The sequence below is a fragment of the Aeromonas aquatica genome (genome assembly GCF_000764655.1).
Classification (GTDB): domain Bacteria; phylum Pseudomonadota; class Gammaproteobacteria; order Enterobacterales; family Aeromonadaceae; genus Aeromonas; species Aeromonas aquatica.
In genome coordinates, this window is the sequence record NZ_JRGL01000137.1 from 20,438 (window position 1) to 41,398 (window position 20,961).

At 61.8% G+C, this 20,961-nt stretch carries 22 protein-coding genes; 9 read left to right on the plus strand and 13 right to left on the minus strand.

Translation table 11 applies throughout. The features are described 5' to 3' along the window. Positions 1-6 precede the first annotated feature (6 nt). Complete coding sequence (gene nqrM, locus LG30_RS0118185; RefSeq protein ID WP_033132105.1) at positions 7-231, plus strand: (Na+)-NQR maturation NqrM; 225 nt, start codon at positions 7-9, stop codon at positions 229-231. An 80-nt stretch (positions 232-311) separates the two neighbouring features. On the opposite strand, the gene LG30_RS0118190 is transcribed toward nqrM, so the two are convergent. Beyond that, a complete protein-coding gene (locus LG30_RS0118190; protein ID WP_033132106.1) occupies positions 312-518 on the minus strand; it encodes a hypothetical protein in 207 nt (68 codons plus the stop codon). 202 nt (positions 519-720) lie between these two features. Between LG30_RS0118190 and dinB the strand changes: the two genes are divergently transcribed. From dinB to rlmM, 6 genes are all read left to right on the plus strand, one after another. After that, positions 721-1,773, plus strand: coding sequence for a DNA polymerase IV (gene dinB / locus LG30_RS0118195; RefSeq protein ID WP_033132107.1), 1,053 nt, complete (start codon positions 721-723; stop codon positions 1,771-1,773). A gap of 67 nt (positions 1,774-1,840) precedes the next feature. Next, a complete protein-coding gene (locus tag LG30_RS0118200) occupies positions 1,841-3,982 on the plus strand; it encodes a methyl-accepting chemotaxis protein (RefSeq protein WP_033132108.1) in 2,142 nt (713 codons plus the stop codon). Positions 3,983-4,265: 283 nt separating this feature from the next. After that, positions 4,266-5,186, plus strand: coding sequence for a transcriptional regulator GcvA (locus LG30_RS0118205; RefSeq protein WP_033132109.1), 921 nt, complete (start codon positions 4,266-4,268; stop codon positions 5,184-5,186). A 39-nt stretch (positions 5,187-5,225) separates the two neighbouring features. After that, on the plus strand, positions 5,226-5,846 hold the full coding sequence (locus tag LG30_RS0118210) for an alpha/beta fold hydrolase (RefSeq protein ID WP_033132110.1): 621 nt from the start codon (positions 5,226-5,228) through the stop codon (positions 5,844-5,846). A 31-nt stretch (positions 5,847-5,877) separates the two neighbouring features. After that, positions 5,878-6,276: a DUF423 domain-containing protein gene (locus LG30_RS0118215; protein WP_033132111.1), complete on the plus strand. Its 399-nt coding sequence runs from the start codon at positions 5,878-5,880 to the stop codon at positions 6,274-6,276. Then, positions 6,269-7,363 carry a 23S rRNA (cytidine(2498)-2'-O)-methyltransferase RlmM gene (rlmM, locus tag LG30_RS0118220; RefSeq protein ID WP_033132112.1) on the plus strand — a complete coding sequence of 365 codons (1,095 nt, stop codon included), beginning with the start codon at positions 6,269-6,271 and terminating at the stop codon, positions 7,361-7,363. Before LG30_RS0118215 ends, rlmM begins: the two co-directional genes overlap by 8 nt. A 212-nt stretch (positions 7,364-7,575) precedes the next feature. Here the strand turns inward: rlmM and LG30_RS0118225 are convergent, their stop codons facing one another. From LG30_RS0118225 to queF, 7 genes are all read right to left on the minus strand, one after another. After that, the gene (locus LG30_RS0118225) at positions 7,576-8,019 is read right to left on the minus strand and encodes a hypothetical protein (RefSeq protein ID WP_033132113.1); all 444 of its coding nucleotides are present in this window, start codon (positions 8,017-8,019) and stop codon (positions 7,576-7,578) included. Positions 8,020-8,138: 119 nt separating this feature from the next. After that, positions 8,139-9,146, minus strand: a complete 1,008-nt coding sequence (locus LG30_RS0118230; RefSeq protein ID WP_033132114.1) for an isocitrate dehydrogenase — start codon at positions 9,144-9,146, stop codon at positions 8,139-8,141. 144 nt (positions 9,147-9,290) lie between these two features. Next, positions 9,291-10,100, minus strand: coding sequence for a flap endonuclease Xni (gene xni, locus LG30_RS0118235; protein ID WP_033132115.1), 810 nt, complete (start codon positions 10,098-10,100; stop codon positions 9,291-9,293). Between the two features lie 127 nt (positions 10,101-10,227). After that, positions 10,228-11,583 (minus strand): nucleotide 5'-monophosphate nucleosidase PpnN, encoded by a 1,356-nt coding sequence (gene ppnN / locus LG30_RS0118240; protein WP_033132116.1) that lies wholly within the window; start codon positions 11,581-11,583, stop codon positions 10,228-10,230. 147 nt (positions 11,584-11,730) lie between these two features. Continuing rightward, a complete protein-coding gene (locus LG30_RS0118245) occupies positions 11,731-13,338 on the minus strand; it encodes a GGDEF domain-containing protein (protein ID WP_033132117.1) in 1,608 nt (535 codons plus the stop codon). Positions 13,339-13,422: 84 nt separating this feature from the next. Then, on the minus strand, positions 13,423-15,693 hold the full coding sequence (locus LG30_RS0118250; RefSeq protein ID WP_033132118.1) for a tetratricopeptide repeat protein: 2,271 nt from the start codon (positions 15,691-15,693) through the stop codon (positions 13,423-13,425). Positions 15,694-15,888: 195 nt separating this feature from the next. Then, entirely contained in the window at positions 15,889-16,737 is an 849-nt protein-coding gene (queF, locus tag LG30_RS0118255) for an NADPH-dependent 7-cyano-7-deazaguanine reductase QueF (RefSeq protein WP_033132119.1), read from the minus strand. Between the two features lie 90 nt (positions 16,738-16,827). On the opposite strand from queF, the gene syd reads away from it, so the two are divergent. Beyond that, complete coding sequence (syd, locus tag LG30_RS0118260) at positions 16,828-17,376, plus strand: SecY-interacting protein (RefSeq protein ID WP_033132120.1); 549 nt, start codon at positions 16,828-16,830, stop codon at positions 17,374-17,376. 113 nt (positions 17,377-17,489) lie between these two features. Here the strand turns inward: syd and LG30_RS0118265 are convergent, their stop codons facing one another. The 5 genes from LG30_RS0118265 to LG30_RS0118285 all read right to left on the minus strand — a co-directional run bounded on the left by LG30_RS0118265 (position 17,490) and on the right by LG30_RS0118285 (position 20,388). After that, the gene (locus LG30_RS0118265; RefSeq protein WP_033132121.1) at positions 17,490-18,275 is read right to left on the minus strand and encodes a Zn-ribbon-containing protein; all 786 of its coding nucleotides are present in this window, start codon (positions 18,273-18,275) and stop codon (positions 17,490-17,492) included. A gap of 9 nt (positions 18,276-18,284) precedes the next feature. Then, positions 18,285-18,584 (minus strand): hypothetical protein, encoded by a 300-nt coding sequence (locus tag LG30_RS0118270; protein ID WP_033132122.1) that lies wholly within the window; start codon positions 18,582-18,584, stop codon positions 18,285-18,287. Positions 18,585-18,672: 88 nt separating this feature from the next. Beyond that, positions 18,673-18,915: a DUF2789 domain-containing protein gene (locus tag LG30_RS0118275; RefSeq protein ID WP_033132123.1), complete on the minus strand. Its 243-nt coding sequence runs from the start codon at positions 18,913-18,915 to the stop codon at positions 18,673-18,675. 68 nt (positions 18,916-18,983) lie between these two features. Beyond that, entirely contained in the window at positions 18,984-19,280 is a 297-nt protein-coding gene (locus tag LG30_RS0118280) for a DUF3301 domain-containing protein (RefSeq protein WP_033132124.1), read from the minus strand. A gap of 79 nt (positions 19,281-19,359) precedes the next feature. Further along, a complete protein-coding gene (locus tag LG30_RS0118285) occupies positions 19,360-20,388 on the minus strand; it encodes a DUF3549 family protein (protein ID WP_033132125.1) in 1,029 nt (342 codons plus the stop codon). Positions 20,389-20,596: 208 nt separating this feature from the next. Between LG30_RS0118285 and LG30_RS0118290 the strand changes: the two genes are divergently transcribed. Next, positions 20,597-20,932, plus strand: a complete 336-nt coding sequence (locus tag LG30_RS0118290; RefSeq protein WP_033132126.1) for a YqcC family protein — start codon at positions 20,597-20,599, stop codon at positions 20,930-20,932. The last annotated feature ends 29 nt before the right edge of the window (positions 20,933-20,961 follow it).

The following is a 20,961-nucleotide window of genomic DNA, read 5'->3' on the forward strand; positions in this document are numbered from 1 at the left end:
CATGACATGCAGATTTTTCTGATTACCTTCGGGGTATTTCTGGCGGTGGTGGTGGCCATGGCCATCGGTTACATCTTCCAGAAGAAGACCATCTCCGGCTCCTGTGGCGGCCTGGGCACCATCGGGATCGAAAAGGAGTGTGATTGCCCTGAGCCCTGCGACAACCGCAAGAAGAAGATGGCCAAGGCCGAGGCCCGTCGCAAGATGCTGACCGAGAACCGCATCATCTGACTCTGCGCTGGTCACGGATGCCTGATGCAAGCGAGCCGACCCATGTGTTGAATCAAGGGTCGGCTCGCTTTTTTATGGCCTCAGTAGTCGTATTGCTGGCAGGACTTCTTGCGAAATTCGACCTTCCAGCGCGCCAGCTCCTCCTTGGTATTCAGCTCGTCCCCTTTCTTGATGGCTTTCTCCAGCAGCTCGATGCGTTTGAACAGCCAGCTGCATTCGGCGGTCGGATGATCCTTGGCCATGCCGAGCAGCGGTAGCAGGCAGAGCCCCAGCCAGATTGCCTTCATCTCTCTCCTCCTTGAGTCTCATAGTGACGGTGCCTTAGGAGTCTATGTGCAAGCCACACCCGCCGTGACTGGCAGAAATAGCAGGGCTGGGGTAGCATGGGGTCTTGACTGGTTATTCATACAGTAGTATTGCCGCCTCGTCATGACAGCGGCGGGTGCACCCAACCACGCGGCAGGCGCCGACAGCTCAACAGACTCTGGCATGCGCAAGATCATTCACATCGACATGGACTGCTTCTTCGCCGCGGTGGAGATGCGGGACAACCCGGCCCTGCGGGAGGTGCCGCTGGCCATCGGCGGTTCCTCGGACAGGCGCGGCGTCATCTCCACCTGCAACTACGTGGCGCGCCGCTTCGGGGTACGCTCCGCCATGCCGAGCGCCCTGGCCATGAAGCTCTGCCCGCCGCTGGTACTCATCCCCGGCCGGATGGCCGTCTACAAGGAGGTCTCACGCCAGCTGCGCGCCATCTTCCTGCGCTACACGGAGCTGGTGGAGCCGCTCTCCCTCGATGAGGCCTACCTCGACGTCACCGACAGCCCCCATTGCGGCGGCAGTGCCACTCTGATGGCGGCCGAGATCCGCGCCGCCATCGTCAGCGAGCTGGGGCTGACCGCCTCGGCCGGGGTGGCACCGAACAAGTTTCTGGCCAAGCTCGCCTCCGAACAGCGCAAGCCCGACGGCCTGTTCGTGATAACGCCGGGCGAGGTGGATGAGTTCGTGCGCCAACTGCCCCTCGGCAAGCTGCCCGGCATCGGCCGCAAGACCGCAGAGCGGCTGGAGTCCCAGGGGCTCTATTCCTGCGAGGATGCCAGGGCCATCAGCCGCGAAGAGTTGATCGCCCGCTTCGGCAAGCTGGGGGAGATGCTGACCGGACGTATCTGGGGACATGATGAGCAGCCGGTCCAGGCCGAGCGGGTGCGCAAGACTGTCGGGGTGGAGACCACGCTCGCCAGCGATGTGCTGGATGAAGATGCCTGCTGGCGGGTGCTGAGCCAGCTCATCCCCGAGCTGGAGTTGCGCTTCGCCCGGGCCTGTCCCGCCGAGGCGCTGATGGGGCAGGGGATCAAGCTGAAGTTTGCCGATTTTCAGCAGACCACCGTCTATCGACGGGGTGGCTATCAGGCCGGGTTGTTCCACGATCTGCTGCACGAGGGGTTACAACGGGCTCAAGGAAAACCCATTCGCCTGTTGGGTCTGGTGGTGGGCCTGCCCGGTGCCGGGGAAATCAACCAACTTAGTCTGGATCTCAGCTGATTTAGTTAAGTTTTTGTATCCGAAACCGATACAGATGATCACATCTGTAGACGTTAGGAAATCATGCATGAGTGCTCTCTCTGTTCAGGGACGGATCACCCTGATCGCCGGTTGTTGTCTCTTGGCCAGTGCCGGTGCACTGGTTGCCTCATCCCTCTTCAATGCGGCCCGCATGCAGGAGCAAGTGCGCACCTCCACCACCCTGGAGGCGCAGCACGCGGCAGAAAACTGGATGCAGGCCATGGGGGCCACCCAGGCGGCTCGGGTGACCAGCTACCTCGATGAAGCCTATTTCCGGGTCACCCTGCTGGCCGAGGGCATTCTGTTCCAGCGCAAGAATGCGGCCGACAACTTCGTCCACTCCGAGGCGCTGCGTGGCGCCGTGAACCAGCAGCTGCAGGATGCGGCGGAGTCGTCGGACAATCTGCTCGGGGTCTATGGCATCTTCGAACCGAACCAGCTCGACGGGGAGGACGAAAACTACCAGGGCTCGACGGCGCTCGGGGCCAACGACAAGGGGCGCTTCTCCAGCTACTGGGCCAGGGTCGATGGCAAGGTGACGCTGGAAGTCATGGACGAAGCGACGCTGGCCGACGACAAGCCGGCCGCCAACGGCGGCGCCAAGAACGACTGGTACAAGTGCAGCATTCGCACCGGCGCGCTCTGCCTGCTCGAGCCCTATCTCGACGAGGTCGGCACCCAGGAGGTTCTGATGACCTCGGTCACCGCCCCCCTGCTGGATCAGGGCAAGCTGCTCGGCATGGTCGGGGTCGATATCTCGCTGGCCAGGCTGCAGACCCTGGTGCTGGAGATGGACAAGGCTCTCTACGGCGGGCAAGGCAAGGTGCTGCTGCTCAGCCACGAGGGCCGGGTGGCCGGGGTCGAGGGGTTCAAGATCCCCCTTGGCAACACCCTGGGCCAGCAGGAGCAAGGGCTGGCGGCGGATCTGAATGGCTGGCTCGCGAAAGGGGAGCTGGTCGCCCGCTGGAGCCCCGACGGCGCTTTGCTGCAGACCTTCGTGCCGGTCAGCATGCGCGGCACCGATCACAAGTGGGGCATCTATATCGAGCTGCCCCGCGCCGTGGTGCTCGCCTCCGCCTTGCAGTTGCAGGGGGATCTCGAGGATCAGGCCCAGCGCAGCGTGGTGACGCAGCTGCTCATCGGCGGCGCCATCTCGTTGCTGGGGCTGCTCTGCATCTGGCTGATGGCGCAGCGCATCGTCGCGCCCATCCGTGCCATGGTGGCCCGCCTCAAGGACATCGCCAGCGGTGAGGGGGATCTGACCCAGCGCATCGTTCTGCAGCGGGACGACGAGATCGGCGAGCTGGCCAGGTGGTTCAACAACTTCCTGGACAAGCTGCAGTCCACCATCAGCCAGGTGATCGATACCGTGGCGGGCACCAGAGCCAGCGCCGTGCTGGCGGCGCACGGGGCCGAGCGCACCAGCGCCGGCATGCAGGCCCAATATCAGGAGGTGGACCTGGTGGCGACCGCGTTCGAGGAGCTCAGTGCCACCGCCCTGCAGGTCGCGGGCAACGCCAGCTCGGCGGTGAACGCAGCCAATCAGGCCGACACGGCGGCCCAGGAGGGCAAGTCCGTGGTGGCGGACACGCAAGCGGCCATGTCCCGACTGATGACGGTCATCAGCGATGCCAAGCCGGTGGTGGAGCGCCTGGCCGCCAACAGCGACAACATCAACGACATCCTCGCCGTCATTCAGGGCATCGCCGAGCAGACCAACCTGTTGGCGCTCAATGCGGCCATTGAGGCGGCGCGGGCCGGTGAGCAGGGGCGCGGCTTCGCGGTGGTGGCGGACGAGGTACGCAACCTGGCCGGTCGCACCCAGAATGCCATCGTCGAGATCCAGACCCTGATCGGCCAGCTGCAGTCGGGCACCGAGGCGGTGGTCAAGGCGATCATGACGGGCCACAGTCAGGCCGATGTGACGCTTACCAAAGTGGAGCTGTCGGTCAGCGTGCTGGAGCAGATCATCCATGCGGTGGCCACCATCCACCAGATGAACGAGCAGATCGCCCGGGCGGCCCAGGAGCAGAGCGGGGTGGCGGACGAGATCAACCGCAACGTCAGCAACATCCGCGATGTGAGCCACACCATCAGGGCCGAGGCGGCGACGTCCGCTGAAAACGGGCGCGAGTTGTCGCAGCTGGCGGACAAGCAGCAGCAACTGGTGGGACAGTTCAGGGTGTAGGGATGAGAAAAAAGGCGCCATCCAACCGGAGGCGCCAAACACATTCAGATGACAGACTGGGTTAAATCGGTCCGATTTAGCCCTTTCTTCCCGCAGAGGAAGAAACACAACACCACAATCTTTGCCGGCCCACTCACAAAAATCACATGTAAACCAACATGGAAGAAAAAGTGTGAGCCATATGGCAACGAATTGCGTGGCGAATTATGTTTATTCACTGGTCGGCCCGCAACCGACAATTTATAATGCGCACCATTAGAAAAACTCATCGTCGGCCGATCCCATGTCTCGTCGTTTACCCCCGCTCAATGCACTGAAGGCCTTTGAAGCCGCGGCTCGTCACTTAAGCTTCACCCGGGCTGCGGAAGAGCTGTTCGTGACGCAGGCCGCCATCAGCCACCAGATCAAGGCGCTGGAAGAGTATCTCGGCATCAAGCTGTTTCGCCGCAAGAACCGCTCTCTGCTGTTGACCGAGGAGGGGCAGAGTTACTTCCTCGACATCAAGGACATCTTCGCCTCCATCTCGGAGGCGACCGACAAGCTGCTGGCGCGCAGCGCCAAGGGGGCGCTCACTGTCAGCCTGCAGCCGAGCTTTGCCATTCAGTGGCTGGTGCCCCGGCTGGTGAGGTTCAGCGAGCGTCATCCGGACATTGACGTGCGGATCAAGGCGGTGGATCTGGATGAGGGATCGCTGACCGACGACGTGGACGTGGCCATCTATTACGGCCGCGGCAATTGGCCGGGACTGCGCTGCGACAAGTTGCACACCGAATACCTGATCCCGGTCTGCGCCCCGCTGCTGCTGACGGGCCCCAAGCCGCTGCGCACGCCGGAGGACCTGACTCGTCACACCCTGCTGCACGACACCTCCCGCCGCGACTGGAAGGCCTGGTTCCGCCAGCTCGACATCGATGCGGCGAACGTCAATCAGGGGCCCATCTTCAGCCACTCGACCATGGTGATCCAGGCGGCGATCCACGGCCAGGGCGTCGCGCTCGGCCACAGTGTGCTGGCCCAGCCCGAGATCGAAGCGGGACGGCTCATCTGCCCGTTCGAGCAGGTGCTGGTCAGCAAGAACGCCTTCTATCTGGTGTGCCAGGAGCAGCAGTCCGATCAGGGCAAGATAGTGGCTTTCCGTGACTGGATGCTGGAGCTGGTGGAGCAGGAAGAGGCTCGTCGCCGGGCACGGCTCGCCGATGCATGAGGCCTGAGGGGCGGAAGCGATTGGGTGAGAGAGGACATCATGACTGAGGTGATAAGGGAGGGGGCGAGCGACGCCCCCGCTCGCATTCTGCTGGCCCACGGCGCCGGTGCTGGCATGGAACATGCCTTCCTCGCAGAACTGTCACGGCTGTTGGCGGGGCCGCAGATCGAGGTGGTGCGTTTCAACTTTCCTTACATGAGCAAGCGGGCCCTGGATGGCAAGCGCAGGCCGCCGGACCGGCAGCCGGTGTTGCTCGATCATTGGCGCGAGCGGGTGCGGGAATTTGCCCACCCCCGGCTGTTTGTGGCGGGCAAGTCCATGGGCGGGCGCATGGCCGCCGAGATCTGTGATGAGATGAATGCTGCAGGATTGCTCATTCTCGGGTATCCTTTCCACCCCCCGGCCAAGCCCGACAGCTGGCGGGGCGAGGTGCTCAAGCAAGTCAAGACGCCAACCCTGCTGTTGCAGGGGGAGCGCGACACCTTCGGTACCCGCGCCGAACTGGCCGATTTCCCCTTCTCACCCGCTGTATCGGTCCACTGGCTGACCGATGGCGATCATGGCTTCAAGCCACGAAAGGCGAGCGGCGTGAGCGAACAGGAGAATCTGCAGCAGGCGGCCGATCGGATGAGGGGTTTTATCGCCGAGGCCGGGGCCTGAGGGCCTTGGGCGAGACAACGAGGAGCTAAGGATGCAGATCCATCGAGATGTTCAGCGGCATTGGTTGGTGCTTGCCGGTTTCTTCGGCCTGACGGGCACCCTGCTGGGGGCCTACGGCGCCCATGGCTTGGCGGCGAGCGGCATCACGCCTGCGCTACTGGCGGCGTTCAATACCGCCGTGCAATATCAGTTTTTTCACGCACTGGCCCTGCTGGTGCTGGGTTGGTGCGGTGTGCGCGGCAAGGTTATCACCTTTGCCGGCACCGCCTTTGTGCTGGGGATCCTCGGGTTCTCCGGCAGTATTTATGCCATGGTGCTGTTCGGCAGCAAGGGGCTGGGGCTCATTACCCCAGCCGGTGGCCTCTGTTTTATGTTGGGATGGGCGGCTCTGATATGGGCTGGCTGTCGTCTTGGAGGAAAAAATGAATAATCTGCTGCTTTATTGCCGCCCCGGTTTTGAGAAAGAGGCGGCGGCAGAGATCACCGAGCGTGCCAGTAACATGCAGTGCTACGGCTTCGCCCGGGTCAAGGACGACAGCGGTTATGTGATTTTCGAGTTGTATGACGAGGAGCAGGCGGATCTGCTGGCCCGCAAGCTGCCGTTCAAGGAGCTGATCTTCATTCGCCAGATGCTGGTGGTGACCCATGAGCTGAAGGATCTGGATCTCTCCGATCGAATTTCCCCCATCCTGGAGGCGGCCGCCGGTTATACCATCTGCGGCGATCTGCGGGTGGAGACGGCCGACACCAACGAGGCGAAAGAGCTGTCGGCCTTCTGCCGCAAGTTCACCGTGCCGCTGCGCCAGGCGCTGCGCAGCAACGAGTTGCTGACCAAGAAGGAGACGCCGCACCGTCCGGTGTTCCACGCCTTCTTCATGGCCAACGATCACCTGCTGATCGGTTACTCCTATTCGTTCAACAACTCCGAATTCCACATGGGCATCCCGCGTCTGCGCTGCCCGGCGGACGCCCCGAGCCGCTCCAGCCTCAAGCTGGAAGAGGCCTTCTACGTATTCGTGCCACGGGAAGAGTGGGAACTGCGCCTCACCTCCGGCATGAAGGCGGTCGATCTGGGCGCTTGCCCGGGTGGCTGGACCTATCAGCTGGTGCGCCGCGGCATGATGGTGACCGCGGTGGACAACGGCTCCATGGCGCCCTCCCTGATGGAGACAGGCCAGGTCAGGCATATCCGCGATGATGGCTTCGTCTGGCGGCCCAGCAAGAAGAACATCTACTGGCTGGTGTGTGACATGGTGGAGAAGCCGGCGCGGGTGACCCACATGATCGCCGACTGGTTCCGCGAGAACGACTGCCAGGAGGCGATGTTCAACCTCAAGCTGCCGATGAAAAAGCGCTACGCCGAGGCGGTACACAATATCGAGGTGCTGCGTGGTCTGCTCAAGGAGATCGACAATGCGTTCGTGATCCAGGCCAAGCAGCTCTATCACGATCGCGAAGAGATCACGGTGCACGTCTACAACAAGTACTGGGTCTCCAAGCTGGAGCCCAAGGCGTAACTCGCAGAATAAAGCGTACGTCTACAGCAGTAGACCGGGTTTCCAAGCTGGAGCCCAGGGCGTAACTCGCAGAGTAAAGCGCACGTCTACAGCCGTAGACCGGGTCTCCAAGCTGGAGCCCAGGGCGTAATAGCAGGGTTATCCCGGCTGTTGTCGCGGCATCAAAAAACCGGACGGGTTAACCCAGTCCGGTTTTTTGCATTTCAGACGGTTTAGAAACGGTAATCGAAGGTGACCTTGGACTCGTCATTCGTGACCTTGAGTTCCACCTGCAGGGGAATGGTCCTGTCGGTCGGGTTGAACTGCATCTTGACCCCGTCGCCCCTCAGCTTGATCGCGGTGTTGATGCCGCCGGCGTTGAACTTGATCCTGGGTTTGTGCTGTTCGAAGGAGAGGCTGACGCTCTTCTCGGCGGTAATATTCAGTTTCTGGTAGGGGGTGATGCTGCGGGCGCCGTTGCTGTCGGTCATGATGTCCACCCCGAAGGAGAGTTGTTTGGGGGCTTTGAGCAGGTCGTTGGTATTGATATTGGATTGCCAGACCTGCTTGGCCGGTTGTGCGCTCTGGGGCGGGGGGGTCAACCAGGCATTGTCGATGGGCCTGTCCAATGCCATGGCAGCGCTGCTGAATACCAGCAAGATGAACGTAGCACGCATAGTGGATCTCCTTATCCTCCTTATGAACATAGTATTCATCTGACAGGGGGGGTAGGGGGATCCGATATAAAACAAAGGGAGCCTAAGCTCCCTTTTAAAATCATGATGTTAGCTGTGATTTACAGACGGTCTATGATGGCCTGGGTAAATTCGCTGGTGGAGGCGGTGCCCCCCAGATCCCGGGTGACCCGATCGCCGGATTCGATGGTCGCACGCACCGCCTCGCGGATGCGCTCGGCCTTGTCCTGCATCCCCAGGTATTCCAGCATCTGGATGGCGGCGAGGATCACCGAGGTGGGGTTGGCGATGTTCTTGCCAGCGATGTCAGGCGCCGAGCCGTGCACCGCTTCGAAGATAGCGGCCCCTTCACCTATGTTGGCGCCGGGCGCCATGCCCAGCCCGCCCACCAGACCGGCGCACAGATCCGAAAGGATGTCACCGAACAGGTTGGTGGTGACCATCACATCGAAGCGCTCCGGGTACATCACCAGGTTCATGCAGGCGGCATCGACGATCATCTCTTCGTTCTGGATGTCCGGATAGCGGGCTGCCACTTCCCGCGCCACTTCCAGGAACAGGCCCGAGGTGGACTTGAGGATGTTGGCCTTGTGGATGATGGTGACCTTCTTGCGCCCTTCCTGGCGTGCCAGCTCGAAGGCGAAGGTGACGATGCGCTCGGCGCCGTCACGGGTGATGATGCTCATCGCCTCGGCGCTCTGGTTGTCATCACTGCGCTTCTGACCCGCACCCGAGTACATGCCTTCGGTGTTTTCACGCACCGTGATGATGTCGATGTTGTCGTAACGGCTCTTGGTGCCCTTGAAGGAGATGACAGGGCGCACGTTGGCGTAGAGGTTGAACTTCTTGCGCAGGGAGACGTTGATGGAGGTGAAGCCGCCGCCGACCGGAGTGGTGAGCGGGCCTTTCAGGCTGACCTTGTTCTTCTCAATCAGGTCGAGGGTGCTTTGCGGCAACAGCTCGCCGTGCTTCTCCAGTGCGACCAGACCGGCATCGGCATAGTCGTAGTCAAAATCACAACCGACGTGCTTGAGGATCTGGATGGCGGATTCGATGATGCTGGGGCCGATGCCGTCGCCCGGAATGACGGTAATCTTTCTTTTTGACATGAGGCGTATCCACTTCTAGGGGACAGAGGGGGAGGATTCGGCGGTTTTATACCATTTTTGCACCACATTCTCCATGTTTCTTTACATGTTTCCCATTTATGTCAACAGAAAGATGCGCGCAGGATGTGGGTTATGCTGGCCGCCTCACTCGGCCCTGTCCGGCTGGGGTGGATAGCGGATCTCCCGCAAGTTGAAACCCAGGGGGATATCCCGTTGCAGCCGCACCAGCCGCTGGGCCAGCAGTGCCTCATCTCTGTGCTGGCGCAGCTTGAGCAGGGGCTTGGTGGCGTCCTCCTGCTCGCAGGCGCTCAGCAGGGCGGCCAGGGTGCCGTGCTGCAACAGCAGCGTTGTGGCCGTCTTGGGGCCAATTCCCGGCACCCCCTTGATGTTGGAGCCGCCGATGCCGGTCAGGGCCCAGAAATCCACCAGTTGAGCCGGGGTCACGCCATATTGCTGCTGGACGAAGGCCGCATCCAGCCAGCGTTTGTTGAAATGGTCCCGGATCTGGATCTGCGGGCAGAGGAGCTGACAGAACCCCTTGTCGGTGGAGATGATGGTGGCCCTGGCGTCGTGCTGGGCAATTCCACTGGCTAACGTGGCGATAAGATCGTCCGCCTCGTCGGTCTGGGAGAGCAGGGCGTCCACGCCGCACTCCCAGAAGGCATCCTGCAATTCGGCCAGCCCGTCGCGCAGCTCTTCTGGCATGGGGGTGCGTCCCTCCTTGTAGGCCGGGTAAACCTCCTTGCGCCAGCTGTGCACCTCCCCATCAAACACCGCGATGGCGTGGGTCGGCTCGCTGTTGGCCAGCAGCTTCTTGCAGGTGTTGATGAGGTTGGCGCGGGTGGCGATCAGCGCCTGAGCCGGGGTCAGCGCCTGCTGGACCTGGACCGCGTGCAGACGGCGGATGAGGTTGAGGGCATCGATGATAAGCAGCTGTGGCCTGGGGTTTTGCATGGAAGGGAGGGCTCCTGGCGGTCGGGACGGTCCATTGTAACAAGGGACGCGCGGCTTGCCGACAAAAGAGGAGGGGCCTCTTGGCCCCTCTCGTCATCATCTTCGGCTTGTGTTCCTGTGCCGCTGTTTATTTCACTATCTCGTAACAGGGGATGTACTGGGTGCCGGGCAGCTTCATCCGTTGCTGCTTGACGAAGCTCTCCAGCAGTCTGTCCATCAGGTGCATCAGCTCCTTGTCGCCGTGCAACTTGAACGGCCCCTTCTTCTCGATGGCGCGGATGCCCCCTTCCTTAACGTTGCCCGCGACTATGCCGGAGAAGGCGCGGCGCAGGTTGGCTGCCAGCAGCTGGGGCGGCTGGTTGCGGTGCAGATCCAGGCTGGCCATGCTGGCGTGATCCGGCTCGAACGGCAGCTGGAACTCCGGCTCTATCTTGAGGGACCAGTTGAAGGAGTAAGCATCCCCGACCGATTTGCGGTATTCGCGGATCTTGGGCATCGCCTCCTTCATGGCCCGGGCCACCTCCGGTGCATCGCCGATGATGATCCGGTAGAGGCGGGTGGCCGGTTCCCCCAGGGTGGCCTTGACGAAGTCGTCGATGGCGCGGAAGTAGTCGGCGCTCTCCTTGGGCCCGGTCAGGACGATGGGGATGGGTTGGCGTTCGTTGGCCGGGTGCATCATGATGCCGAGCAGATAGAGCAGCTCCTCGGCGGTGCCGACCCCACCCGGGAAGATGATGATGCCGTGACCCAGGCGCACGAAGGCCTCCAGTCGCTTCTCGATGTCCGGCAGTATCACCAGCTCGTTGACGATGGGGTTGGGGGGTTCGGCGGCGATGATGGAAGGCTCGGTCAGACCGATGTAGCGACCGTTGCGCACCCGTTGCTTGGCGTGGCCGACGGCCGCCCCCTTCATGGGGCCCTCCATGGCGCCCGGCCCGCAGCCGGTGCAGATGTTCAGCTCCCTCAGCCCAAGCTCACTGCCCACCGAGCGGGTGTACTGGTATTCGATCTCGTTGATGGAGTGGCCGCCCCAGCAGACGATCAGGTTAGGATCCGCCCCCGGCAGGATCGCCTTGGCGTTGCGCAAGATGGCGAACACCACGTTGGAGATGTGGGTGGAGCTGGTCAGGTTGACCAGACGGTTCGACTCCAGCTGGGTCGAGACGTAGAGGATGTCCCGCAACACGGAGAACAGGTGCTCCTGAATGCCACGGATGATCTCGCCATCGACGAAGGCGTGCTCGGGGGCGTTGAACAGCTCGAGTTTGACTCCGCGTTCGCGCCGGATCACATGAATGTCGAAGGATTTGAAGCGCTCCAGTATCTCCTTGGAGCTGTCGGTGTGACTGCCGGAGTTGAGCACCGCCAGCGAGCAGTTGCGAAACAGTTGATAGATATCGCTGGAGGCGGTCTGTTTGAGGCGGTCCACCTCGAGTTGAGACAGCAAGTCCATGCTGCCGACAGGATTGATGTGCGTAATCATAAGTTCCCCTTCACTCGTCTTGTTATCGTTGTGCTTTCCCTGGGGAGAAAACGGGATGCCGTGACATCCCTCGATTTCGATAGTAGAGGCAAGGGGTAGGGAAGGGGAATAGGGGGCGGGTGCGTTTGCGTGTTTTTTAGCCGTTGCTCAGGCCAGATTGACCTGATCCCGACCCAGGTGCTTGGAGCTGTAGAGTGCCTTGTCGGCGCGCTCAAACGCATCCGTGGTGTGGTCCCCCTCGCGAAACAGGGTGGCACCGATGGAGATGGTGATCTCGACCTTGGCATCCCGGAACCGGAACGGGATGCTCTTGATGGTCTGGCGCAGGTTCTCCAACGGCTTCTGGTACTTGTCCGGGTTGATGTTTGGCAGCAGCACCACGAACTCTTCACCGCCGAAGCGGGCGATAAAATCGGTGTCGCGCAGGGCGCTCTGCAGCGCCTTGGCGACCACCTTCAACGCCTTGTCGCCGGCCATGTGGCCGTAGTTGTCGTTGATGTTCTTGAAGTGATCGATGTCGATGATGGCCAGACAGAGAGGGGTGCTGTAACGCAGCCAGCGCTTGTATTCGAGCTCGAGCCGCTCGTCGAGCGCCGCCCGGTTGTGCACCTGGGTCAGGCTGTCGAGGAACAGCTTGTGCTTTTGAATGGTGAGCCGCTTCTTGTACTCGGCGGTCTCCTCCTTCATCAGCCGCAGCTTGGCCTCCATGTTGGACAGATGGGTTAGCAGGTGACGTTCACGGCCGGCCATGGCCTCCCTGTCCTGCTGCAGGCGGCGAATGGCGTCCACGTGGCTGCAGATGGTGTCTTTCAGAACGATGGAGGAGTCATGGGTGATCAGGGTGCGATCGATGGCCTCGAGCTCCCGTGTCAGCGCCTGGTCGCTGAGGTGGGTGGCATTTTGCAACGCCCGCCCCTCGTCGAGGGATTCGGTGAAGTTGAAATGGACGGCGGACAGACTCTCGTTGAGGGTGCTGAGGAAGGCCTGGGACGATTTGCGCTCCTCCCGGGTGCCCTCGATGATGAGTTCGATGATCTGCAGGCAGATCTCGGCCAGCAGCTGCGGCGTGATGCCGGTGAGCAACTGGCGGCGGATGTCCGCCAGGCTCTCGCCGACGGCGCCGGCGAAGTCGAGCTCGGTGATGAGTCGCTGCAATTCGTCGGCGATCTGGGCATGGGCCTTGACGTCAAACGAGGCGGCCACCTCCGACGGAGCCAGATCCGTGCCGGTCAGCCGGGGTGGTGGCTGGCTGAGCAGGGGCTGGGTCGGCAGCAGCTGGATCTTGATGGCCTGCTGGTAGAACTCCAGCAGACGGATCACCTTCTTCTGGTGATCGCCAATGCCATAGCCTTCGGGGCTGGCGAGAAACTCTTTGAGCGAGCGACGACTATCGTCCGGGAAGCCTTTGAGCGACTTGAGCTGCTTGCTGCCGAGTTCGATGGCGGCCCGGGTCAGGCCGATGGACTCTTCCAGCGCATTGCCGTGTTGCTGCAACAGCTTCTCGATGACGGCCAGATCCCCGTCGAGGGACGAGAGCGGAGGATTGCCATCGAGTTTCTGCTTGAGCTTGGCGAGGCGGCTGTCCAGCTCGCGGTCGTGACCACGGCAGGCCTGCATCAGCTTGCCGATAAACTGGACGCTACGGGTACGTTCAGCATCGGAGAACGTGGCCATGTCCTCGAGCTCCTGCTGTTTTTGCTGAAGGGATTCCCTGAGTCTTGCCAGTTGTCCTGTTACGGCAGCGATATCATTCATTGTTCAGGTCGCCCTGTTGTCATTATCGTTTTTGTGTCGTCCCGCAACAGTAAGCCAATGAAAGACCCCGTTGAGTACCTTTTATCACATGTTATCCGGCACTTTCGTCCGTGAAAGCACAAGCCAGTTAACCCATTGCTTTTCATGAGAAGAATTTACTTTTACCAGCCCCTTGTCAATTGCCATCAAGCAGCATTGCCACACATCGCCATTAAAAAACGCGGCTTGCTGGCAATCGATGGCGGCCAGCTCCAGCCAGACACTTTGGCGGTATTTTTCACTGAGTTGCATGGCCCCTGACAGCGCCAGGTAGCAGAGATCGAACAGGCCATGATGATCGAGCGCCATCGCCGCTTTCGGCAAGAAGGGGTGGCTGACGATGCCGAGGCTGATATGCCTGTCGAGGGGGTAATCGCAGGGGAAGGCGGCGAGGGTATCGAGCAGCTCCTGCGCCAGCTCATGCAACTGCGCCACGTGGCGTTGTGGCACCACATACAGCAGGTGTCCTTCACGCAGATCGTAGATGCGGCCATCTTGTGGAGTCAGCTGGTTGACGTAGTCGCCGAAGGCCTGCTCGATCTCGCGGCTGACCTGATAACCATGCCGTTCCAGGCTGTTGACCAGGAAAGGCACCCGAAATAGCAGATAGTGCAACTTGTCGTCAAATTCGCTGGTCGGGCTCTCGCTCAGATACCAGCGCTCGGATTGCTGCTGGCGTTTGGCCATCTCCCGCGGCCAGCGGCTCATCAGCCGCTGCCAGTTGGCCAGCCCGCTGCGCGGTTCGACCAGCACGGCTTCTTTCAGCTGCTTGGCATTGAGACGAGCGACCCGCAGCTTGAGCCAGAGCGTGAAGAACAGGTAGATGAAGAGGGCCAGCAACAGGCCGGTGCTGACGCTGGACCAGAGATAGCGATCCTGCTGGTGCTGGCTGATATCGAGCCGTTGCTCCAGCTCCTTGACCTGCTGTGTCCGCTCCACCTGGGCGTAGTTGTCACGGACAGTCTCCTGCTCCAGATCCAGCTGCTGTTGGCGCACCAGCTCGCTGCGCTGGTGGAAACTCTTGTAGCTGTCGAGGGCTTGTTTGATATAGCCCTTCTGCTCGTAGGCGATGGAGAGCAGGCGGAAGATCTCGAACTGGCGCCGGATGTCGCCAATCCGGTTCGCCAGGGTCAGGGCATTCTCCAACTGCAAAATGGCGATCCCCGCTTCCTGCTGCTTGAGATGCAGCTCCCCGAGCAGCAGCAGGGTGTCGATCAGCGACTCCTTGTCATCCCCCAGCTCGTTGGACTGGCGCGCGGCATTGAGGTAGTTGCGGGCCAGGGTCAGGTTGCCGGTCAGCAAGTAGGTCTTGCCAATCTCGTACTTGAGGTTGGCGATGCGGATGCGGTTGTTGCCCTCGTCGAGCAAGTCCAGGGCATTGAAGAAGTAGACCAGCGCCATGTTCATCTCGCCCTGATCACGGTTGAGGCGGGCGAGCACGATCAGCGCATCGCTGAGCAGGGAGGGATTGCCCAGCGCGTGGAAGTAGTTGGCCGCCTCATTGGCATATTGCAGCGCCTTCTGCGGCTCCTGCTCCTCCTGATAGAGGCTGACCATCTGGTTTGACAGCAGGCCGAGGAACAGCGGGTCTTGCAGGCCCCTGGCTTGCTGCTGGGCATCGATGTATTCGCCAAGGGCGAGCTGTGGCTGACCGAGGGCATGGTAGAGATCCCCCCCGACGGCACTGACCCAGGCCAGGGACAGGGGATTGTTGCCCTGCTCGGCCCACTTGTGACTCTCTGCCAGCTGGCGCTTGGCCGCCTCGAACTGTAGCCCCTCCATGCTGGCGTTGACGTGCAGCAGACGGCTGTATACCTGCAACTGGCTCTCTTTGAGGCTCGGGTTGGCCAGCAGCTTGTCCAGCTCGTCGAGCAGGATGGCACTGGCCCCGTGGGATCGCTCCTGCATGTTCCGGCTGCGGATCTTGAGGTAGAGGCCGTGGGCCTGCAGCTCGAACTGCTGCTCCTTCTCGGCCATGGCGATGCCCTGCTCGAGGGACTCCTGCGCCGCCTTGGATTGCCCCAGTTGCTGCAGGCACTCCCCCTTGAGCAGGTAGGCGCCGGTGGCCTGGGTGGCCGTGCCATAGCTCAGGATCGGCTCTCTGTAGCCATATTCCTGGCGGTTGCTGATGATTTGCTTGGGATTATTGGCGGTACGTTCGAGGAAGGCGGTGGCGATCTGGACACATCTGACGGGATCGGTCAGTACCAGGGTCTGTGCCTGCTGCAGATCGATAGACAACTGCTCCTTGGCCAGATCCAGATCCGGAGCCGACAGGGAGGACATCATCATTGCCAGAAAAAACAGTTGATTCATTGGATTAAGAACGCCACAGGAGTGCTGGCATGTTATCCAAGCCCACCCCTGCGCGTCCAGAGTTTACTCAATAGATTGGAAGGGCCGGGCCCACTGCCGTCAGCGGCGCACAGCGTTGGCCGACAGATTGGGCACTATGGCCAAGTGGGCGATGGCAATGGCGGCCAGACCCACGCTTGCCAACGGCGCCGGTGTTTACTGGCGGATCAGGCGCAGGTTGGCGGGAACCGGCTCCCAGTCGCTGCGGAAGGGGTTGATGTCCAGTCCACCGCGGCGGGTGTAGCGGGCATAGACGGTCAGCTCGCTTGGGCCGCAGAAGTGCTTGAGATCGATGAAGATCCGCTCGATGCACTGCTCGTGGAACTCGTTGTGCTGGCGGAACGAGATGAGGTAGCGCAGCAGTTTCTCCCGATCGAGGCGCGGGCCGCGATAGTGGATCACCAGGGAACCCCAGTCCGGCTGACTGGTGACCAGGCAGTTGGACTTGAGCAGGTGGCTGTGCAGCGTCTCTTCCACGACCTCGGGGCCCGCCGCCCCCCGCAGCAGGGTCTGGTCGAACTCGTAGTTGTCGACCTCGAGATCCTGCTCGTCGATACACTCCCCCGGCAGCGTCGCTATCTGGTGGGGGGCCTGGCTGAGGGTGAACAGGTTGACGCCGACCTCGGCCCCGGCACAGGCGCTCAGATCCTTGACCAACAGGGCCTGCACCGCCGCCAGCGAGTCGCAGCGGGTCTGGTTGAAGGAGTTGAGGTAGAGCTTGAATGACTTGGATTCGATGAGATTCGGGCTCTGCGCTGGTACCGACACCTCGCCAACCGCCACCATGGGCTTGCCCTTGGCGTTGAGCCAGGAGAGCTCGTACAGCGTCCAGACGTCACAACCCTGGAAAGGCAGCGCCTCGCCAAGGCCGAGATCGTCACGGTTCAGGCTGCGTGGCACGGGTTGCAGCAGCTCGGGGCTGTACTGGCTGATGTAGGCCGATTGCTGGCCCAGGCTCAGGCCCTGCAGCGCGCTGGCGCCGGCGTATCTCTCTTGTTTGCTCATTGCTTGTCTGCTCAGCTGTTTGATGGTGCAATAGCCGGATTTTGCGTTCGAACTTGCGGCTATTTTGGGCCGTTATTGTGGGGGATTTCGATGTCGGATCAAGTCTTGTCTGCCCTTGAGCAGTTTTTTTTACGCTGGCAGCGCGATGGCGAGGCGAGGCGAGGGCTGCCCCTGTGCGAGTGGGAACAGGGATGGCGCTCTCCCTGCGAGCTGGATGAGCCCAAGGAAGGCAAGGTGGCCTGGCGTCCTTACCAGCGCAGCGAGCCGGCGGATTTCGGCGCCATGGCCGATGCGCTGGAGTTGACGCTACACCCCGCCGCCCTTGCCCTGTTTGGCCACTGGTTCAGTCGCCCCATCCCCTGTTCGTACAAGGGGCTGCGCATCGAGCTCATCCTGCCGTGGAACGAGGCCGATCTGGACTTGCTCAGGGAGAACCTCATCGGCCACCTGCTGATGCTGCGCAAACTCAAGCGCTCGCCGTCGATCTTCATCGCCACCACCCGCAACGAGATGACGCTGATATCCCTCGACAACGAGAGCGGGCAAGTCTGGCTGGAATGGCTCGACTCCGGCCGTCGGCTGGTGCTGGCCCCTTCATTGCCCGCCTTCCTCGCACGGCTGGAAACCCTGCCTCAGTGAGACTCCAATAGCAGAAGGGCCTTGCCAGATGGCAAGGCCCTTCTTTTTTATATCGTCGTTCCATGGCCACGAGCGCTTTTATATCGCCGCTCGATGGCCGCGAACGCAGTGTCTCAATCCTTGAAATCCCAGGAGAGGTTGGAGACTAGCCTGCAGGGATCGCACTTGAAGTCGAAGATCTCGTGCTGCGGGGCCGCGAGCGCCCAGTCGCCACCACAGCCGGGGCAGGGGCGAGCCTGCTCCGCCGCCTTGCTCAGGCCGCCAACCCGATAGAGATAGTAGTAAGTCGGGATGCCGCTCACGGCTTCCAGCCGCTTGACCAGATCGCTGCCCCGGCGCTGCAGGCGGCTGCCCACCTCACCGATCTCGTGCAGCACGGCGTGTTCGGCGATGGAGCCGTTCATCTGCAACTGATCGCAGGCCTCCCAGTCCTCCTGCCACTTGATGATCTGCTTGTGATCGCCGTTGGCGACGGCGGGCAGCCGGTAGAGCGGGATGGGGGCGAAATGATCGCCACAGCGCAGGGGCGAACAACTGTGCAGGAAGCTGGTGTAGAGCAGCATCCAGCTCGGGCGCTCACCTGTGTGGCCGCAAGGATCCGTACTGTCGGAGAGCAGATCCATGCCCTGCAGGTGCAGCTTGGGCGCCAACAGGCCCGCCTGATGCAGGCCCTGCTCGGCCAGCGCGACCTGCTCGCTCTGATTGTCCGGGTGCAGGCTGTCTTGCTCGGGACAGACCACCCGGCTGATGAAATGGCCTTCCTGCATGCTGGTGGGAAATTCCCGCCCCAGGATCTGGCCCTGATAACGCAGCATGTCGAGGTAGTTGACTATGGCCCGCTCGGCCTCGCCAAGGGAGGTGTCGCGGTAACATTCAAAATGCAGTTCGAGGATATGCATGGCGGCGCGTCAGTCCGGCTGGCGCTGGAGCAGCAGGGCGGTCAGGCGATCCACCTTCTGCTCGAGCCTGTTGAGCTGCTCGCTCAGTTGCTGCAGGTTGACGGCATCGGCCGGTGTCTTGGTTGTGCTGGGCGTCGTGGCCGGGACTGGCTCGGTGGGCTGGGGCTGCTGTTTCCACTGGCTCAGCACCTTGAGCAGCTCGGCCATGGGCACGGGCTGGCTGAGGCGTGCCTTGACCATGGCGGTGGAGGGGGTGATCCCCTTGGCACTCAGTTCGTTGGCGATGCGGATGATCTCTTGGGCAGACATGAGGGGCTCCTGCGCAGATGCGACTGTCTTGCTGGGCCCCAGAGCTTACCCAAACCGCTTCTGTCTGGAAAGCGAGGGAAGGTGTGATTCAGTTGCAGTTGGCTTGACGCAGCAGCACATCCAGCTGGTCGATGGTTGCCGACCAGTCGGCGTCATTGCTGAGGGCATCTCGCAGGAAGCCAGCCTGGGCCGGGTTCCAGAACTCCGCCTCGGGCAGCAGGGTGTGAGAGTCCAAATGGTACTCATGGATGAAACGGTGCACGCTCGATGCGTCATTGGCCAGTCCCAGCTGGGCAAACAGGGCGGGCATGTCGTGGGTCAGCAATTCCATCTCGTCTCTCCTTGAAGGGGCTTTTCGAGAATTATAGTCAGCCTGATCCCTTTGCCCCCAAGGCTGAGCTAGGAGGGCAAGCGATGGGGCGGCAGCTCGACGCCGGCAACGTGGAACCCCTGCATGCAGAGCTGACCCTGATAGTGGCTCTCACCATCGCTTGAGAACTCGAACTGGTAATAGGTCAGCAGTCGCAAGGGGCGGTGCCCCAGCTCACGGTGGGTGCGGGCGAGGGAGAGCAGTTGCAGATCGTGGTGCTGGCAGTAACGTCGCATGTATTGCCAGGCGATTTCGGCCTGACGACGTTGCTGCCAGAAGGTCCCACCAATGAGGATCAGCAACAAGATTCCGAGCATTTCTCCCATCAACGGGCTCCTTCTGTGAGATGAGGGTCTGGGACGGTGGTTTGCGGTGGCTCATCGGGTCGAGGCGCCACCGTGTTCATTATGCCGACGCGAACAGCCGGCCGATGGCCTGACCGAGCGCGTCGCTGCGCTTGGGATCACGCAATCTCGCCAGCATATCATCGCGCAGGGCCGGCAGGGTCACCAGCTCGGCAAAGACCTGATTGAAGAACTGGCCGGGCTGCAGCGCCAGCTGCTCCAGGAACAGGCTGAGCAGCGTGGGTGACTTCAGATCGGGCCAGAGTCGGCCGGCGATGGCGAGCAGCAGGGCCGGGCTCGGCTGGGTTTGCAACAGGGTCAGCAGCTTGTTGGTGCGCAGGGCGTTGCCGTTGCAGGAGGCCAGCGCCCGGCACAGATAGGCCAGGGTCTCGGCATTGGGTTCACCACATTCCTGCTCCTTGCCGATGCGCTCGAGCAGCGCCCCCTGCAGCGCCGGGGGGAGGGGGGCGTTTTCCAGACTCTGGCACAGGGCATAGAGCGGGGCCTGGGGCAGCTTGGGCAGTGCCTTGCATACCAGCGCCAGATTGCGCTCGTCCTGCAGGCGTTCGGCCAAGTCGGCGAAGCCTTGCAATCCCAGGCTCTGCCAACCCTCTTCACCGGGCGCCGCCAGGTAGAGGCACAGGGCGTCGTAGTAGGCTGAGGGCGGCTGTTCCAGCTGGCGGGCCAGCTTGGCATGCAGGCTGGCCATCTTGGCCTCGGCCGGGCGGAAGGTGTAAGGATTGTCGGCCAGCCGCCCGGCCTTCTCCTCATCCAGCTCGCCGGTGAGCTTGTAGCCCAGGGTCTCTATCACCTGATCCATGAAGTGCTTGGGGCCGGCGCCCATCAGCAGGCCACGCTCATCGAGCGCAAACTTGAGGAACCAGAGGTAGTGCTTGGCATCGCTTGGCTGGAAGAAGTGCACGCCGAGCCAGGCATGCTGTTGCAGGGGCCAGGGGTAGGGCTCCTGCTGCTGCTCGATGCGCGTGAAGAGATCGCTGGCCAGCGGGCGTACCTGGCGACCCATGTCAAACAGCTGGAACTGGGTGTCGGCCTGGGTCAGGAATTCGGTCAAGGTGTTGATGTCAGACATGAGAGGGTCCGGCTAAGGGTGATGTCGGCGATTATAAGGGCGCGCCATCAGATAGCCAGCGATGAGGCCCGGGGGAGCACAAGTGACGGCGCCATGGCAGCCATCGGGGGGGCGGTGTATAGTAGCGCCCCTTTTTGACACGCAGTTTGATGAGCATGGCGGCGCCTGCCCGGCAGCGTGGGGCCTAACGATGAGAGAAGAGGACGAGATGAATCAATATTTGCTGGTAGCCAACCTGCTGGGTGAACTCACCGCCGAGTTGCAACGCCTCGATCGCTGGCAAACAGGCCATCCGGGCGCCGAGGCACTGGCAAGCGAGCTGCCCTTTTGCGTCGATACCCTGAGCTTCGATCAGTGGTTGCAGTTCGTGCTGATCCCGCGCATGGAACAGTTGGTGCTGCTGCAGGCCCCCTTGCCGACCAGCGTCTCTCTCTACCCCATGGCGAGCGAAGTCTATAAGGAAGAGCTGGCCGAGGTGGCGGGGTTGCTGCGACTCATCGCGCGCTTCGATCTGCTGCTCTCCGGCAAGATAGTGGCGCAATGATGCCGACGGCCCCCGATCGGCGCCGGATG

Coding starts and splice junctions, on each gene's coding strand:
- nqrM (WP_033132105.1), top strand. CDS start 7: ATGCAGATTTTTCTGATTACCTTCGGGGTATTTCTGGCGGTGGTGGTG.
- LG30_RS0118190 (WP_033132106.1), bottom strand. CDS start 518: ATGAAGGCAATCTGGCTGGGGCTCTGCCTGCTACCGCTGCTCGGCATG.
- dinB (WP_033132107.1), top strand. CDS start 721: ATGCGCAAGATCATTCACATCGACATGGACTGCTTCTTCGCCGCGGTG.
- LG30_RS0118200 (WP_033132108.1), top strand. CDS start 1,841: ATGAGTGCTCTCTCTGTTCAGGGACGGATCACCCTGATCGCCGGTTGT.
- LG30_RS0118205 (WP_033132109.1), top strand. CDS start 4,266: ATGTCTCGTCGTTTACCCCCGCTCAATGCACTGAAGGCCTTTGAAGCC.
- LG30_RS0118210 (WP_033132110.1), top strand. CDS start 5,226: ATGACTGAGGTGATAAGGGAGGGGGCGAGCGACGCCCCCGCTCGCATT.
- LG30_RS0118215 (WP_033132111.1), top strand. CDS start 5,878: ATGCAGATCCATCGAGATGTTCAGCGGCATTGGTTGGTGCTTGCCGGT.
- rlmM (WP_033132112.1), top strand. CDS start 6,269: ATGAATAATCTGCTGCTTTATTGCCGCCCCGGTTTTGAGAAAGAGGCG.
- LG30_RS0118225 (WP_033132113.1), bottom strand. CDS start 8,019: ATGCGTGCTACGTTCATCTTGCTGGTATTCAGCAGCGCTGCCATGGCA.
- LG30_RS0118230 (WP_033132114.1), bottom strand. CDS start 9,146: ATGTCAAAAAGAAAGATTACCGTCATTCCGGGCGACGGCATCGGCCCC.
- xni (WP_033132115.1), bottom strand. CDS start 10,100: ATGCAAAACCCCAGGCCACAGCTGCTTATCATCGATGCCCTCAACCTC.
- ppnN (WP_033132116.1), bottom strand. CDS start 11,583: ATGATTACGCACATCAATCCTGTCGGCAGCATGGACTTGCTGTCTCAA.
- LG30_RS0118245 (WP_033132117.1), bottom strand. CDS start 13,338: ATGAATGATATCGCTGCCGTAACAGGACAACTGGCAAGACTCAGGGAA.
- LG30_RS0118250 (WP_033132118.1), bottom strand. CDS start 15,693: ATGAATCAACTGTTTTTTCTGGCAATGATGATGTCCTCCCTGTCGGCT.
- queF (WP_033132119.1), bottom strand. CDS start 16,737: ATGAGCAAACAAGAGAGATACGCCGGCGCCAGCGCGCTGCAGGGCCTG.
- syd (WP_033132120.1), top strand. CDS start 16,828: ATGTCGGATCAAGTCTTGTCTGCCCTTGAGCAGTTTTTTTTACGCTGG.
- LG30_RS0118265 (WP_033132121.1), bottom strand. CDS start 18,275: ATGCATATCCTCGAACTGCATTTTGAATGTTACCGCGACACCTCCCTT.
- LG30_RS0118270 (WP_033132122.1), bottom strand. CDS start 18,584: ATGTCTGCCCAAGAGATCATCCGCATCGCCAACGAACTGAGTGCCAAG.
- LG30_RS0118275 (WP_033132123.1), bottom strand. CDS start 18,915: ATGGAATTGCTGACCCACGACATGCCCGCCCTGTTTGCCCAGCTGGGA.
- LG30_RS0118280 (WP_033132124.1), bottom strand. CDS start 19,280: ATGGGAGAAATGCTCGGAATCTTGTTGCTGATCCTCATTGGTGGGACC.
- LG30_RS0118285 (WP_033132125.1), bottom strand. CDS start 20,388: ATGTCTGACATCAACACCTTGACCGAATTCCTGACCCAGGCCGACACC.
- LG30_RS0118290 (WP_033132126.1), top strand. CDS start 20,597: ATGAATCAATATTTGCTGGTAGCCAACCTGCTGGGTGAACTCACCGCC.